The sequence below is a fragment of the Saccharomonospora sp. CUA-673 genome (assembly GCF_001942305.1).
Lineage (GTDB): Bacteria > Actinomycetota > Actinomycetes > Mycobacteriales > Pseudonocardiaceae > Prauserella.
Genome location: NZ_MKKE01000037.1, coordinates 1 through 15,327 on the forward strand (window position 1 = coordinate 1; position 15,327 = coordinate 15,327).

Genomic DNA, 15,327 nt, shown 5'->3' on the forward strand with positions numbered 1-15,327 from the left:
TGGTCGCGCCCGCCCGTCGCCCGGCCACCACCCCCCAACGACGCGCTGACGCGCGGCTGCGCTCGATGCGACCATGGGGCCCTCGGGAGTGCGAAGGGCCGGAGGGGACGTGTGGCACTCCCGTAGGGTGGCGAGCATGGCCGAACCCGTTCTCCACAGACTGACCCTGGACAACGGCCTGCGGGTGGTGCTCGCGCCCGATCGGAGTGCTCCGGTCGTGGGCGTGAGCGTGCACTACGACGTGGGATTCCGTTCCGAACCCGAAGGCCGCACGGGCTTTGCGCACCTGTTCGAGCATCTGATGTTCCAAGGTAGCGAGAGCCTCGAGAAGCTCGCGCACTTCCGACACATCCAGGGCAGCGGGGGCTCGTTCAACGGGTCGACGCATCCGGACTACACGGACTACTTCGAGGTGCTGCCGTCGGCGGCGCTCGAGCGGGCGTTGTTCCTCGAGGCCGACCGCATGCGCGCGCCGAAGCTGACCGCCGAGAACCTCGCCAACCAGATCGACGTGGTCAAGGAGGAGATCCGGCTCAACGTGCTGAACCGGCCCTACGGCGGGTTCCCCTGGATCCTCCTGCCGCCGGTCCTGTACGACACGTTCCCCAACGCGCACAACGGCTACGGCGACTTCACCGACCTCGAGCAGGCCACGTTGGAGGACTGCGCGGCGTTCTTCGACACCTACTACGCCCCGGCGAACGCGGTGCTCACCGTCGCAGGCGACATCGAGGTCGACCGCGCGCGGGAGCTCATCGAGAAGCACTTCGGTGACGTCCCGGCGCGCCCGCGGCCGGTGCGGCCCTCGTTCGACGAGCCGCGCCCGACCCGCGAGCTGCGCGAGACGCACGTCGACCCGCACGCGCCGCTGCCCGCGCTGGCCGTCGGCTACCGCATGCCGGACCCGATCGGCGAGATCGACGCCTACCTGGCGCATCTGGTGCTGGCCAGCCTGCTCGTCGACGGCGACGGTGCGCGCCTGCAGCAACGTCTCGTGCACGCCGAACCGCTCGTCACCGACATCAACGCCGGGGCGGGCCTGTTCGGCCCGTTCGAGGCCCGCGACCCGGACACGTTCTCGATCACCGCGATGCACACGCCCGACGTCGGCGTGGACCGCATCCTCGGTGCCGTCGACACCGAACTCGAGTCGATCGCGTCGCAGCCGCCGTCTGCCGACGAACTCGCCAGGGTCACCGCGCGGTGGAGCGCCATGCTGCACGCCGACCACGACCGGCTCGTCAACCGCACGCTCGGGCTCGGCTCGTTCGAACTGCTCTACGGCGACGCCTCGCTCATGCACGGCGTCGCGACCGGATCGCCGCCGTGACCGCCGACCAGGTGTCGCACGCGGCCAAGAACCTACGCCCGGACTCGCGTGCCGTCCTGCTGGTCGAGCCCGCCCAGGGAGGTGCCCAGTGACCGTGACCCCCTCGACCCCCTCGACCCCGAAGACGCACCGGAGCGCGGACGAGATCGGCCGCACGCCGACCGGACCGCGGGAGTTGCCGCCACTCGGCGAGCAGCGCCGCGCCGACGAGCTCGACCACGTCGACACCGTGCTGGCCGGCGGCCTGCGGGTGCTCGCGGTGCGCAAACCCGGCGCGCCGATGGTGGAACTGCGGATGACGATCCCGTTCGGCAGTCCCAGCGGAGCGGCCGACGGCATGCACACCGCCACGGCCGAGGTGCTGGCCGACACGATCACCACCGGCACCGCGCGGCGCGACCGCGTCGCCATCGACACCGAGCTGGCGCTCATCGGCGGCGACCTCGGCGCGGCCGTCGACCCGGAGCACCTGTCGCTGTCGGGCAGCGCGCTCGCCACCGGCCTGCCGACGCTGCTCGACGTGCTCGGCGACCTGCTGACCGGGGCGACGTACGCCGACCACGAGGTGCAGCGCGAAGCCGCCCGCCTCGTCGAACGGCTCGCCGTCGCCCGCACGCAGCCGCGCGTGATCGCGCGCGAGGCGTTGCAGCGGCACCGCTACGGCGACCACCCGTACACGCGGGAGGTGCCGTTGCCCGAGGACGTCGAGCAGGTCACCCCGGACGCGGTACGCGCGCTGCACCCGGCCGCCGTGCTGCCGCGCGGCTCGGTGCTCGTGCTCGTCGGCGACCTCGACCCGCAGGCCACGCTCACGGAGGTGGAGAAGGCGCTCGGCGGGTGGGCCTCCGAGGCCACGGCCACGGATCTGCCGCAGCTGCCCGACCTCGCCGGCGGCGACGTGCTGCTCGTGCCGCGCGCCGGTGCGGTCCAGTCGCAGATCCGGCTGTCGGCGCAGGGAATTCCGCGCACCGACGAGCGCTACCCGGCGCTGCAGCTGGCGAACCTGACGTTCGGCGGCTACTTCTCGTCGCGGCTCGTCGAGAACATCCGCGAGGACAAGGGCTACACCTACGGTGCGCACTCGGGATTCGAGTTCACCGACGGCAAGGCGACCGTGCAGGTCGACGCCGACACCGCCAGCGACGTCACCGCCGCCGCGCTGTTGGAGACCCGCTACGAGCTCGGCCGGCTCGGACTCGTCCCGCCGACCGACGCGGAGGTCGACTCGGTGCGGCAGTACGCCACCGGCTCGCTGCTGATCGGCGCGGCCTCGCAGGCCGGGCTGGCCAACCAGCTGATGTCGCTGGCCTCGGTCGGACTGGACCTCGACTGGCTGCGCGGGCACACCGAACGCCTGGCCGCCGTGACCACCGAACAGGTCGCCGAGGTGGCGTTGGAGTTCTTCGCGCCGACCCGGTTCACCGGGGTGGTCGTCGGCGACGCGGACGTGCTCGGGCCCCAGCTCGAGGCCCTCGGCGGTGTGCGGATCGCGGATCGGTAGCGGTGCAGGCGTTCCAACTCGTTGAGACGCCCGCCCTGTCCCGGTCCACTGTGGACCGGCAGGAGACGTTGCGGGAGGACCCGGAGCGGTTGATCCGGCGGTGGGCCGATGCACGCGTCGTCGTGGTCGACCCGCGGGGCCGGACGCCGGCGCGGCGGTCCGGTGTCGAGAGCGGCGCCGCCCCGCTGAGCACGCGCGCGGCCGCCGACCTCGGCCCGCAACCGCCGGAGGACGCGTCGCTGCTGGGTGAATGGGACGGCGTCGACTACTGGATGGTGCCGGTCGACGAGCCGGACGGGTTGGGCACCGTCGAGGTCGACGGCGGCTGGGGCATACGTCAGCAGATGCCGGCCGACGACGACGAGGTGTGGCTCGAACTGCGCGGACACGGCGCGCTGCTCGACGACACCTCGGCCGGGCTGCTGACCACCGCGGAGGCGCTGCGCAACTGGCACCGCCGCGGCCGGTTCTGCGCCTGCTGCGGCGGGCCGGTCGTCCGCACCCAGTTCGGCTGGGCCACCCGCTGCCCGGGGTGCGAGCGCGAGGAGTACCCGCGGACCGACCCGGCGGTGATCTGCCTCGTGCACGACGACGTCGGCGTCAACGGGGCGCAGGTGCTGCTGGCGCGCCAGCCCGTGTGGCCGCCGAAGCGGTACTCGATCCTCGCCGGGTTCGTCGAGGCGGGCGAGTCGCTCGAGGGCTGCGTCGAACGCGAGGTGCGGGAGGAGGTCGGCGTCGAGGTGCGCGACGTGCGCTACCTGGGCAGCCAGCCGTGGCCGTTCCCGCGGTCGATCATGCTCGGCTTCGCGGCGCGGGCGGACGAGGGAGCGGCGCTGCGGCCCGCCGACGGCGAGATCGAGGAGGCGCGGTGGTTCAGCCGCGCCGAGGTGCGGGCGGCGTTCGCGGGCGAGAACGACGAGCTGCTCCTGCCGGGGCGCACGTCCATCGCCTACGGAATGCTCCGTTCGTGGGCCGCCGCAGACTCGTGACAGGAAAGCAACCACCCACGGTATACATCTCCGCTACCCTCACCCCCGCTGACCCCACTGTTTTCGTGTCCTGCCCTGGAGGCCCTTGGTCGCGAGACGACACAGCCTCGGGAGCACCGCAGGGGGCGGGGGTGTGCGGGTGGGTAGGCTCGCGCTGAGTTTCACCGGAATGGGGGCTTCGGGGCAGTGAGTGCATATCGTGCCGTGGGATTGTTACTCGGCGTGGCCGCGGACAGTCTGGTCGGCCGGCCACGGCGCTCGAGCCCGCCGCGACCCGTCGCGTTCCTGCCCAAGGCGGCCGAGGCTCTGTCCCGGCATGTCGGAGGTACCGGCGCCGCGGTGGTGCTCACCGCGGGCAGCGTCGCCGTCGGTGCGCTCGTCGACCGCGCCGTGCAGCGGCGACCGGTCCTGCGGATCGTGACCGTCGCGGCCGGCACCTGGTCGGTGTTCGGCGGCGCCCGCATCGCCCGCGACGGCACCGAACTGGCCCGGCAACTCGAGTCCGGCGACCTCGACGCGGCCCGGGACACCGTCGCCGCCGGCGACACCCGCTGTACCGCCGACCTCGACCTGCCGGCCCTCTCCCGCGCGTCGATCGAGATCGTCGCGGACCAGACCTCCGACGCCGTCGTCGCGCCCCTGTTCTGGGGCGCCGTGGCCGGCATGCCGGGGCTGCTGGGCGCGCGCACGATCGCCGTGCTCGGCAGGCGGCGCGGCGGTCGAGCCGATCAGGGCCGTGCCGTCGGAACGCTCGCCTTGCGGCTCGACGAACTCGCCCACCTCGTGCCCGCCCGCCTCACGGCGGTGTTGACGACCGCCGCGGCGCCCGTCGTGGGCGGATCGGCGCCGAGCGCGTGGCGCGCCTGGCGCCGCGACGCCGCGGCCCACCCACATCCGAACTCCGGACGGTCGGAGGCGGCGTTCGCCGGCGCGCTGGAGATCCGCCTGGGCGGACGCACCGTGTATCCCGCCGGGGTGGCCGAGCTCCCGGTGCTCGGCGCGGGCCGCAACCCCGACGCCGGACACGTCACGCGCGCCGTCGAGCTGTCGCGCGTCGTCGGCGTGTGCGCCATGGGGGCCGCGGTCGTGCTGGCCGCATTCGCGGGCCTGGGACGCCGCTGACCCACCGGACCACGGAACCGGACCGGCGGCGGTGGGACACGGAATCCGGTCCCACCGCCTGCGCGTCCCGATCAGCAGTTCGGTGCGCGGTGGACCGTCCCCGTGCCGTTGGCGACGTGCACGTGGTCGTCGTGGTTGGGGTAGCCGGCGCGAGGATCTCGGTGAAGCCGGCGTCGCGCGCGGCGTGGTACAGCGTGCAGTGGGCGATCGAGTTCGACGCGTTGCCGAGGTCGGCGGCGTCGCCGTACAGGTGCCTGCTGCTGCTCGAGCCGCCGACCGAGGCGTTGCAGTCGACGCTGCGGATGCCGGAGCTGATGCCCAGCGGGTTGTCGCCGAGCTTCTTGCGCATGGCCTCGAGCTGCCACATCACGCGGCGGGTGTTCTCCTGCGCGGTGGCCGCCGACACGGCGCCGCCGGCGAAGCTGTTCGCGCCGCAGTTGTCGTTGAACTCCGAGTACGCGAAGTGCGCCGGGGTGCAGTCACTGCTGGTCAGGTCGTAGATCTTCGAGAAGGTCTCGGAGCCGGCGACGCCGTCGGAGGACAGGCCGTAGCCGGCCTGGAACCGCTTCACGGCATTCTCGGTGGCCGGGCCGAACTCGCCGTCGATGGCCAGGCTCTCGCCCGTGCTCATCCAGCCGGCGACGCGGATCTGCAGCTCGGCGACCGCCTCGCCCGAGTCGCCGCGGGACAGCGTGCCGCTCGACGTGTAGCAGTCGTCGGACGCCGAGGCGGCCGGGGCGGGCGCGGCCGAGACGGCCGTGACGGGGCCTGCCGACGCGGTGGTGGTGGACGGGCTGACGGCCGCCACCGCGGTCGTCAGCCCGCTCGCCACGACGGCCGCCGCGGCGATCAGGGACAGGGTCCGTTTGGCCATGATCATCCTCCGAAAAGTCGGTGAGTAACGCCGATGAGGAGAATTTCGTGACTTTTCGCCGGTGTCAGTGCAAATCGGAGAATTGCGTCGAGCGGAGCACGACGAAAGTCGCGAGTCGGCCAGACTTTCGTCGGCGGAAAAGGCGGCGGGGTGGATTCCGGGACAGCGGTCCGGAATCCACCCCGCCTACTCGGGTGGGCGCGTCAGCAGTTCGGCGCGCGGTGGAACGTGCCCGTGCCGTTGGCGACGTGCACGTGGTCGTTGTGGTTGGGGTAGCCCGGGCCGAGGATCTCGGTGAACCCGGCGTTGCGGGCGGCGCGGTACAGCGTGCACTGCGAGTGCACGTTGGTCACGATGCCCATGTCGGCGGAGTCGCCGTACATGTGCCGGCTGGTGGCCGAGCCGCCGACCGACGAGTTGCAGGAGACGCTGCGGAAACCGGAGCTGATGGTGATCGGGCGGTCGCCGAGCTTCTTGCGCATGGCCTCGAGCTGCCACATCACGCGACGGGTGTTCTCCTGCGCGGTCGCGGCACCGACGCGGCCGCCGGAGAAGTTGTTCGCGCCGCAGTTGTCGTTGAACTCGGAGTAGGCGAAGTGGATCGGGGTGCAGTCGGCGCTCTGCAGGGCGTAGATCTGGCCGAACGTCTCCGAGCCTGCGATGCCGTCGACCTGGAGACCGTACCCGGACTGGAAGCGGCGCAGGGCGGCCTCGGTGGCGGGGCCGAACTGGCCGTCGATGGCCAGGCTCTCGCCCGTGCCGACCCAGCCGGCGATGCGGATCTGCAGCTGCGTCACCGCGGCGCCGCTGGAACCGCGCCGCAGCGTGCTGTTCCAGGTGTAGCAGTTGCTCTGGGCCGAGGGCTTCGCGGCCGGGGTGGACGCCGCCGTGGCCGGCTCCGCGGTCGCCGGGGTCGCGGCGACGACGTTCGTCGCCACCGCTCCGGTCAGGGCCATCACGAACGCCGCGAGTATGGACAGGATCTTCTTGCGCATGGAACCTCCGCAGGGTGGACCGAGGGCGTCGCAGGGGGAGCGGCGCCAGGGGAGAACCTGCCCGAGGTCGGTGAGCAATGGGCGGATAAATGGGAAAAACCGGACGTACGGGCTAATGCGAAAGTCTGATGCCGCGCCGTTCGGCCCAGCTCGTTCCCGGTGGGGTGTTCAGTGTCGTGAGGAACCGGCTTCCGCGGAGGCCTGCCGTTCGGCTTCCTCGTCCTCCGCGAGAATCTGCGCAACCGATTTCCGTTTGGATTTCTTCGGTTGTTGTTTCGTGGCCGGTCGCTTCTCCGTAGCGCGTTCGCCGTGTTCGTCGCCCGCGGTCGGAGGGCCGTCCTGCGCGGCGGAGTCGGATTTCTCCCCGGGCTCCGGTCCGGCGAGCACACCGCCGGGCCGCGCCTCCCTGATCGTGAAGTACAGCCAGCCGAGCAGGGCCATCACGCCGAACGCGACCCACTGCAGCGCGTACGAGAAGAACGGGCCCTGCTGCAACTGGGGCAGGGGCAGCGCGGTGAGCACCCCGGGCTGGTCGGTTTCGAGCTGGAAGTAGCCGGGCCGGATGTCGAGGTCGGTCGCGCGTGCGACGACCCGCGAGTCGACCGAGTAGGCGTGCATGCGGCCCTCGGTGCTCTCGTCGGCGAACGCGTCGCGGTTTCCGGGGTCGTCCTCGTCGACGCGCACCCGGGCCGAGACGGTCACGGGGCCCTGCGGCGGGGCCTCGACCGGGCCGACGCCGGTGTTGTCGTCGGGCCGCACGTAGCCGCGGTTGATGAGCACGACCTCCCCGTCGGAGGTGCGCAGCGGGGTGAGGACCTCGAACGCGGGTTCGCCCTGCACGGTGCGGAGCCGGGCGATGACCTCGTCGTCCGGCAGGTAGGTGCCCTCGATGGTGACGCGTTCCCACTGGGTGTCGCCGTCGGGCGCGGTATCGCCGGGCAGGACCTCGTGGAGCGGAACCGGGTCTCCCGCCGTGGAGACGGCCTCGTTCTGGAGGGCGCGTTCGTCGTGCCGGTGGAACTGCCAGGGCGCGAGCGCGGAGAAGCACAGGGCGGCGAAGAGGAACACCACCACCGTCAACGCCAGCCAGCCGGGCTTGAGCAGGAACTTCCACCGCACGCCTCCACGGTAGGGGGCGGCCTCCGGAGGCGTGCGGTGTGGTCTCCCCGAACGCGGCGTGGGTCTCAACTCGGCCGCGCCCGCGCTCCCTACGAGCGCAGTGCCGTTCGGGCCGCGGCGAGCGCCTGGCCTGCGTATCCGCCGCCGAACAGCACGGTGTGCACAAGCAGCGGATACAGCTGGTGCAGGGGCGTGCGGGCCTCGTGGCCGTCGGCGAGCGGGGCGCCCGCGTCGGCCGCGGCCTCGGCGTACGCGGCGAGGATGCGGTCGAGCTGCGGTGCGCCGAACAGCCGCAACATGGCCAGGTCGGTCTCCCGGTGCCCGCCGTGGGCGGCCGGGTCGATGAGCCACACGCGTCCGTCGGAACCCCAGTACACGTTGCCGCTCCACAGGTCGCCGTGCAGCCGGGCCGGGGGTTCGGGCCCGGGCTGCAGATCCGGCAGCCGCGCGCACACGGCGTCGAACACGGCGATGTCCTCGCTGTCGAACAGGCCCTGGTCGGCGGCGACGCGCACGTAAGGCTCGATACGCAGGCCCGCGTAGAACGTCGGCCAGTCGTCGTGGGCGCGGTTGGTCATCGTGGTCAGGCCGATCCACGCGTCGGCCGGGCCGCCGGGCGGCGGGCAGCCGAAGGCCGGCGCGCCGCTGCGATGCAGCGCCGCCAGCTGCCGGCCGAAGGTCTCCGCGCCTCCCGCGTCGGCCCGCCGGACGCGACGTGGTCGAGCACGAGCCAGTCCTCGTCCCAGCCGTGCACGTGGGGGACGGGCACGGTGCCGGTGTCGGCGAGCCAGCGCAGCCCCGCGCCCTCGGCGGCCGTGGCGCCGGGGCCCGCGCCACGTTTGGCGACCACGTCGCGCCCGTCGCCCAGACGTGCGACGGCGACGTCCCCGCCGCCGAGGGGACGGACGTCGGCGGCGTCGCCGCCGGTGTGCCGGGCGACGGCGCGGCGGGCCTCGGTGTGGCTGGCGGAGTTCACGGCCGGCGACTCACAGCCGCTTACGGACCCAGTCGAGCAGCTGCGGCATGGCGCGCTCGATCATGCCGAGCACGTCGGTGAAGCCGTCGTCGCCGCCGTAGTACGGATCGGGGACCTCGGCGTTCGGCGGGGCCGACGGGTCGAACTCGCGCAGCAGGACGATGCGGTCGGGGTCGGCGTCCGGGCCGCTGAACTCGCGCACGTCGTGCAGGTGGCTCGTGGTGGCGACGACGAACAGGTCGGCATCGTCGTGGGCCGGTCCGAGCTGCGCCGCGACGTGGTCGTCGGAGTAGCCGGCGGCGCGCAGGGTCGCGCGGGCGCGAGAGTCGGCGGGATCGCCGACGTGCCACCGGCCGACTCCCGCGCTGGTGACCTTCACGCGGTCGGCCAGGCCCGCGTCGGCGAGGTGCCGCTCGAACACGAGCGCGGCCATCGGGGATCTGCAGATGTTGCCCGTGCAGACGAAGCAGATGTGGACGGGCGCGGCCGGGGAGCGCTCTTCGATGGGCTGCTGAGTCGTCACGTCGCCAGTGTGCCTGACCGGGCTCCGCAGCCGGATCGGGTGCACCGCCCGTGCCCGGTCGTGTCCGCTCGTGCATGCGAGGATCACGCCATGCCCGCGCCTGTCATCGCCGACGTGATCACCGCACTGGACGCCGCGTATCCGCGCGAGCTCGCCGAATCGTGGGACGCGGTGGGGCTGGTGTGCGGCGATCCGGCCGAGCCCGTGGAGCGCGTGCTGGTGTGCGTCGACCCGGTCGCCGAGACGGTCGACGAGGCGTTGGAGATCGGTGCTCAGCTGATCGTGGCGCACCATCCGCTGTTGTTGCGCGGGGTGCACGGCGTCGCCGCCGACACCACGAAGGGCTCGCTCGTGCACCGGCTGATCCGCGGCGGCGTGGGGTTGTTCTGCGCCCACACGAACGCCGACTCGGCCGACCCCGGGGTGTCCGACGCGTTGGCGGAGGCGATCGGACTGCGGGTGCAGCGTCCGCTCGTGCCGCACGCAGACGGGGCACGCACGGGGCTGGGGCGGATCGGCGTGCTGCCGGAGGCCGAGCCGTTCGCGGCGTTCGTCGAGCGCGTCGGTGCGGCGCTGCCGGCCACTGTGCCCGGCGCGCTCGGCGCGGGCGACCCTGAGCGGCCGATCCGCACGGTCGCGGTGTCCGGCGGCGCCGGCGACGGCTTCCTCGCGACGGCGACCGCCGAGGGCGTCGACGCCTACGTCACCGCCGATCTGCGGCACCACCCGGCCGGCGAGCATCTCGAACAGCGGTCGGACGTGCCCGCGCTGGTGGGCGTGACGCACTGGGCGAGCGAGTGGCCGTGGTGCGGCCAAGCCGCCGACGTGATCCGTACGGCGGGTAACGTCGAGGTTCACGTTTCCACGCGGTGCACAGACCCGTGGAACGTCCGAGCGAACGGGAGTACGAAGTGAAGGCAGATCCGTCCGTGCAGCGTCAGCTGCTGGAGCTCGCCTCCGTCGATGCGGAGCTGGCGCGCGTGGCTCACCGTCGACGGAACCTGCCCGAGCTGGCCGAGATCGAGGACATCGAGAAGTCGTTGCGCGACAAGCGGGACGCCCTCGTCAACGCGCAGACCTCGACCTCCGACCTGCAGCGGGAAGTGGGCCGCCAGGAGAAGGAGGTCGAGGCGGTGCGCGCCCGCGCGGACCGCGACCGCAAGCTCATGGAGTCCGGGTCGGCGGGCGCGAAGCAGCTCACCGAGCTCGAACACGAGCTGCAGACGTTGGCGCGTCGGCAGCAGGTCCTCGAGGACGACCAGCTCGAGCTGATGGAACGCCGCGAGGCCGCCGACATCGAGGTGCAGCGCGCGGCCGCCGAGGTCGACAGGGCCGAACAGGACCTCGCCGACGCCACGACCCGCCGCGACGAGGCGATCGCCGACCTCGACGCCACCCAGGCCCGCCGCGAGGCCGACCGGGCGGCGCTGGCGCCGACGTTCCCCGAGCCGCTGCTCAAGACCTACGACCGGGTGCGCGAGCAGCGGGGGATCGGCGCGGCCATGTTGCGGGCGCGCAAGTGCGAGGCGTGCAGGCTCGAGTTGGACCGCAGCCAGCTCTCGGAGATCAAGGGCGCGGCCGAGGACGACGTCGTGACGTGTGAGAACTGCTCGGCGATCCTGGTGCGCACGCCGGAATCGGGGCTGTGACCGTGCACGTCATCGTCGAGGCCGACGGCGGGTCGCGCGGCAACCCCGGCCCCGCCGGGTACGGCGCGGTGGTCAAGGACGCCGCGACGGGTGAGGTGCTGGCCGAGCGGTCCGTCGGGATCGGTGTGGCGACCAACAACGTCGCCGAGTACCAGGGTCTCGTCGCCGGCCTCGAGGCCGCCGCCGAGCTCGGCGCGTCCACAGTGGAGGCGCGGCTGGACTCGAAGCTCGTCGTGGAGCAGATGTCCGGCCGCTGGAAGATCAAGCACGCGGCGTTGCAGCCGTTGGCCTTGCAGGCCCGCGACGCCGCCGCCCGGCTCTCCCGCGTGACCTACACGTGGATTCCCCGCGCCGAGAACTCCCACGCCGACCGGCTCGCCAACGAGGCCATGGACACCCAGGCCGCGGGTCCGTCGGCCCCTGCTGCTTCGGCTCCTGTCGAGGATCCCGAGGAGGAGGCCGAGCAGCTGTCGTTGACGGACTCGGCGCCCGCTGCTGCCCCGTCGGACCGGGTGGCGCCCACGGGGTGGACGGGTGCGGCGGGCACGCCGACGCGGTTGTTGTTGGTGCGGCACGGGCAGACGGCGATGTCGGTGGAGCGCCGGTATTCCGGTGCCGGCGACGTGCCGTTGACGGAGACGGGGCAGTGGCAGGCGCAGGCCGTGGCGAAGCGTCTGGCCGAATTGGACGGTGTGCGCGACGCGGATCCGGTGGTGGTGACGTCGCCGTTGACGCGTGCCGCGCAGACGGCGCAGGCGGTCGGCGATGCGTTGGGCGCGCGCGTGGACACGGTGCAACCGTTGCGGGAGACGGACTTCGGCGAGTGGGAGGGATTGACGTTCGCCGAGGCGTCGCAGCGCGATCCGGAGGTGCACGGCCGGTGGATGCGTGCCACGTCGGTGTCGCCGCCGGGCGGGGAGAACTTCGACGAGGTGTACCGCCGGGTGCGGCAGGCGCAGGAGCAGCTGTTCGAGCGCTATGCGGGCCGCACGATCGTCGTCGTCAGTCACGTCACGCCGATCAAGATGTTGCTGCGCCTGGCCCTCGACGCCGGCCCGTCGTTGTTGTTCCGCCTCCATCTGGACCCGGCGTCGCTGTCGATCGCGGATTTCTACCCGGACGGCAACGCCAGTGTCCGCCTGGTGAACGACATCTCGCACCTTCGGTGAACCGGCGCGGGACGGCGGAGTAACCTGGAAAGCTGGACGAGTTGGCAGGGCGACCGCGACGCCGCACCCTCCGCGGGTGTGGTTTCGAGGAAAGTCCGGACTCCACAGGGCAGGGTGGTTGTTAACGGCAACCCGGGGTGACCCGCGGGACAGTGCCACAGAAAACAGACCGCCCGGCGGCCACGGTCGCCGGGTAAGGGTGAAACGGTGGTGTAAGAGACCACCAGCGCCCCGGGTGACCGGGGCGGCTCGGTAAACCCCACCCGGAGCAAGGTCAAGAGGGAACGTTCGCGTTCCTGCGCAGGCGTTCGAGGGCGGCCCGCCCGAGCTTGCGGGTAGACCGCTTGAGCCTGCCGGCAACGGCAGGCCGAGATGGATGGTCGCCACCCACGGCACGCCCGTGGGCACAGAATCCGGCTTATATGCCAACTCGTCCCTTTCGTGGCCAGGTGCTGGCGTCGAGCTCGGACGACCGTGGTGGCAGGACGGTTTCGCGCTTGTCGGTGTAGGTGACCCCGAGTGGTGTCGTGACCGATGAGGTGCCGTGGACCGGGTCGTAGGAGTGGATCCAGCCGGGTGCGTTCTTGAGCCGGTGGTGCCGGCGGCATCGGGGTGCGGCGTTGTCGACGGCGGTTGAGCTCCGTCTTTGACCCACTGTTTCTGGTGGTCGAAGTCGCAGTGCCGAGCTGGCCGTCGACACCAGGGCACGACGCACATGCGGTCGCGGACCTCGACGAGTTTGCGGATCGTCGAATTCGGACGATACGACGAACGGCCCAGGTCAACGGGGTTGCCGGTGGCGGGATCGCACAGGATCTTGCGCCAGACCGACTTGGGGTTGGTCATGATCTCCCGTGCGTACGCGGCCGGGACTGGTCCGATCCCGTCGATCGAGGCTCCGGTCTCCGACATGGAGAGCGCGGTGTCGATGGGCATGTGGAGGTAGACCATTGCCGCCGACTGTGGCACCTGGACGCCGGGGTCGTTGCCCAGGAGCAGGTCGGCGAACACGTCGGCGCGAAGCTGGTCGAGGTTGCGCGAGGAGTCGGTGAGCCGGAGTTTGCGGGCCATGGCGTCGACGCGCGCGTAGGCGGCCGAGGCAACGTCGGAAGGCAGGTCGGCGGACAGGCGTGACTGGGCGTAGACGCCGTGGTCGAGCGTCACCTTGCGCCCTTCGTGTCCCATGCGGGCCGCGGCGGTCTCGGCGTCGGGGTCGACTTGTTTGACGATTTGCGAAGCATGCCAAGCCATATTCCGCGGCTGCCAAGCTGTCAGGGACAGCCGAGAAAGCTTCTCCGCAAGTAGCCGATCAACCTCAAGTGCGTCGGAATCAGCGACAGGTGAGACAATGTTCAGTACGCGCTCAGCGCAATACCGGTCCACCTGCCCGTCACGCATAGCCTGCAACAGTCGGGGCATCCGATAAGTCAGGCCCAAAGCGGTATGGATCCGATCCAAAACCCCCTGCGGCGACAGTCGAAGCTCAGGCGCTAACGCCTCAGCAAGTGACCGCCGCTCCAGCGAGTCCGACGACGCGCCGGAGTCCAGCGAGGCAAGAAACTCCACCTCAGCAGCATCAGCCCGAGCCCGCAAGGCAAGCACCCCGCGGGCCGACTCAACGATCCCCTCAACATCTCTCACGCAACCCATAATACCGAACAACTGATCGACAAACACCACCCACAAGCATGACGAAAAACCGCCACGCAAAGTAACCAAAAAATCCCCGAAGAACCGCCAATCGCCGAAGCGAAGCAAGGCACCCCTGCCAATCACCCCACCCACAGAACTGCCTCGTGAAGTGTCATCCCGTCGACCTAAACAGCAACCATCACACTGCAGTCAGGGCGCAACCAACCCCAAATCGGAACCAAGAAACAAACCCTTGCGCCCTGGCTGCAGTGTGATACCCCAAAAGCCGAGGTCGAGGGATGACACTTCCCCCGGCGGCAAAGCCGCCGAACATCCCAGAGACCTGCCCGCCGGCGAGGCACCCTCACCCCCAAAGCAGCAACACGGCGCCGCGAACTGCCAACACGGCGACGCAAACTGCTGACACAGCGCCGCGAACTGCCAACACGGCGACGTGGGGTCCTGACACGACCCCGCAGCAACCCACCCAACCCCGCACGCACCTCCTCCCACACCCTGGAACCGCCTCCCACACACACGGCGAGTGGGTGATGATCGGTGGGTGGGTTGGGAACTGCTGGTCGTCGGGTTCGTTGCGGGTCTGGTGATCGCGACGGTGACGGCGCCGGTGGGGGTATCGGGTGCGGTGTTCCTGCTGCCGGTTCAGCTCGATGTGCTGCGGGTGCCGAGTCCTGCGGTGACGCCGACGAACCTGCTGTTCAACGTCGTGTCGGGCCCGGGCGCGCTGTTGCGGTACCGCGCGCAGGGGCAGCGGCCGGGGAGTCTGACGCGGCTGATGTTGTGGGGCACGCTGCCGGGTGTGCTCGCCGGCGCACTGGTGCGGGTGTACCTCGTGCCGGACGTCGGCACGTTCCGCCTCGTCGCGGCGGCCGTGTTGCTGCCGATCGGTGTCTGGCTCATCTGGCGGACGGTGCGCAACACCAACGACGGAGCCTCGCGGCAAACCTCGGACGGGGCGGGCCCGCACGTCGCCCCGTCGCGGCGGTTCATCCTCGTCGCCGGACTCGTCGTGGGCGTGGTCGGCGGGGTCTACGGCATCGGCGGCGGGTCGATCCTCGCGCCGATCCTCGTCGCCCGCGGACTGTCGGTCGTCGCGGTCGCCCCGGCGGCGTTGGCGTCGACGTTCGTGACGTCGGTCGTCGGCGCACTCGCGTTCGGCGTCCTGGCCCTGCGCACCGACGGCGCCGTCGCACCCGAATGGGTGTTGGGTCTGGCGTGCGGGCTGGGCGGTCTCCTCGGCGGCTACCTCGGCGCGCGGTGGTCGCGTCGGCTCCCCGAACGCGCATTGACGGTCCTGCTCGGCGTGGCCGCCTGCGGCCTCGCCGTCCTGTACGGCATCCAGGGTCTGCGCTGACGACGTCCCCGAACCGCTGACACGGCGCCGCGAACCGCTGACACGGCGCCGCGAATCGCCAACACGGCGACGC

General features: G+C 71.5%; 11 protein-coding genes, 1 other RNA gene and 3 pseudogenes. 9 read left to right on the forward strand and 6 right to left on the reverse strand.

The annotated features are described in order from the left end of the window. Positions 1 to 136 precede the first annotated feature (136 nt). From BJF85_RS17100 to BJF85_RS17115, 4 genes and pseudogenes are all read left to right on the forward strand, one after another. Positions 137 to 1,422, forward strand: a pseudogene (locus BJF85_RS17100) (M16 family metallopeptidase). After that, on the forward strand, positions 1,419 to 2,831 hold the full coding sequence (locus BJF85_RS17105) for a pitrilysin family protein (protein ID WP_255375705.1): 1,413 nt from the start codon (positions 1,419 to 1,421) through the stop codon (positions 2,829 to 2,831). Before BJF85_RS17100 ends, BJF85_RS17105 begins: the two are co-directional and overlap by 4 nt. 2 nt (positions 2,832 to 2,833) lie before the next feature. Then, positions 2,834 to 3,820, forward strand: coding sequence for an NAD(+) diphosphatase (gene nudC / locus BJF85_RS17110; protein ID WP_075848972.1), 987 nt, complete (start codon positions 2,834 to 2,836; stop codon positions 3,818 to 3,820). Positions 3,821 to 4,042: 222 nt separating this feature from the next. After that, on the forward strand, positions 4,043 to 4,942 hold the full coding sequence (locus BJF85_RS17115; protein WP_255375706.1) for a cobalamin biosynthesis protein: 900 nt from the start codon (positions 4,043 to 4,045) through the stop codon (positions 4,940 to 4,942). Here BJF85_RS17115 and BJF85_RS17120 read toward each other — a convergent pair. The 5 genes and pseudogenes from BJF85_RS17120 to BJF85_RS17140 form a co-directional block, all read right to left on the reverse strand. Next, complete coding sequence (locus BJF85_RS17120; RefSeq protein ID WP_255375707.1) at positions 4,848 to 5,816, reverse strand: D-Ala-D-Ala carboxypeptidase family metallohydrolase; 969 nt, start codon at positions 5,814 to 5,816, stop codon at positions 4,848 to 4,850. The two genes, BJF85_RS17115 and BJF85_RS17120, sit on opposite strands and share 95 nt — an antisense overlap. A gap of 203 nt (positions 5,817 to 6,019) precedes the next feature. Beyond that, complete coding sequence (locus BJF85_RS17125; protein WP_075848976.1) at positions 6,020 to 6,811, reverse strand: M15 family metallopeptidase; 792 nt, start codon at positions 6,809 to 6,811, stop codon at positions 6,020 to 6,022. Positions 6,812 to 6,979: 168 nt separating this feature from the next. Then, the gene (locus tag BJF85_RS17130; RefSeq protein WP_075848977.1) at positions 6,980 to 7,930 is read right to left on the reverse strand and encodes an SURF1 family protein; all 951 of its coding nucleotides are present in this window, start codon (positions 7,928 to 7,930) and stop codon (positions 6,980 to 6,982) included. Between the two features lie 89 nt (positions 7,931 to 8,019). Next, positions 8,020 to 8,906, reverse strand: a pseudogene (locus tag BJF85_RS17135) (fructosamine kinase family protein). Between the two features lie 10 nt (positions 8,907 to 8,916). Beyond that, positions 8,917 to 9,429, reverse strand: coding sequence for a low molecular weight protein-tyrosine-phosphatase (locus BJF85_RS17140; RefSeq protein WP_255375708.1), 513 nt, complete (start codon positions 9,427 to 9,429; stop codon positions 8,917 to 8,919). A 90-nt stretch (positions 9,430 to 9,519) separates the two neighbouring features. Between BJF85_RS17140 and BJF85_RS17145 the strand changes: the two genes are divergently transcribed. The 4 genes from BJF85_RS17145 (at position 9,520) to rnpB (ending at position 12,684) form a co-directional block, all read left to right on the forward strand. Then, positions 9,520 to 10,344 (forward strand): Nif3-like dinuclear metal center hexameric protein, encoded by an 825-nt coding sequence (locus BJF85_RS17145; protein WP_075848979.1) that lies wholly within the window; start codon positions 9,520 to 9,522, stop codon positions 10,342 to 10,344. Beyond that, positions 10,341 to 11,078 (forward strand): zinc ribbon domain-containing protein, encoded by a 738-nt coding sequence (locus tag BJF85_RS17150; protein ID WP_075848981.1) that lies wholly within the window; start codon positions 10,341 to 10,343, stop codon positions 11,076 to 11,078. Before BJF85_RS17145 ends, BJF85_RS17150 begins: the two co-directional genes overlap by 4 nt. After that, positions 11,075 to 12,247 (forward strand): bifunctional RNase H/acid phosphatase, encoded by a 1,173-nt coding sequence (locus BJF85_RS17155; protein WP_075848983.1) that lies wholly within the window; start codon positions 11,075 to 11,077, stop codon positions 12,245 to 12,247. The genes BJF85_RS17150 and BJF85_RS17155 overlap by 4 nt, the downstream gene beginning before the upstream one ends. Positions 12,248 to 12,284: 37 nt before the next feature. Then, positions 12,285 to 12,684, forward strand: an RNA gene (gene rnpB / locus BJF85_RS17160) — RNase P RNA component class A. 295 nt (positions 12,685 to 12,979) lie between these two features. On the opposite strand, the pseudogene BJF85_RS31515 reads toward rnpB, so the two are convergent. Next, a pseudogene (locus tag BJF85_RS31515) lies at positions 12,980 to 13,897 on the reverse strand (DUF222 domain-containing protein); the annotation flags it as partial. A gap of 544 nt (positions 13,898 to 14,441) precedes the next feature. On the opposite strand from BJF85_RS31515, the gene BJF85_RS17170 reads away from it, so the two are divergent. Beyond that, positions 14,442 to 15,254, forward strand: coding sequence for a sulfite exporter TauE/SafE family protein (locus BJF85_RS17170; protein WP_075848985.1), 813 nt, complete (start codon positions 14,442 to 14,444; stop codon positions 15,252 to 15,254). Positions 15,255 to 15,327: the final 73 nt, after the last annotated feature.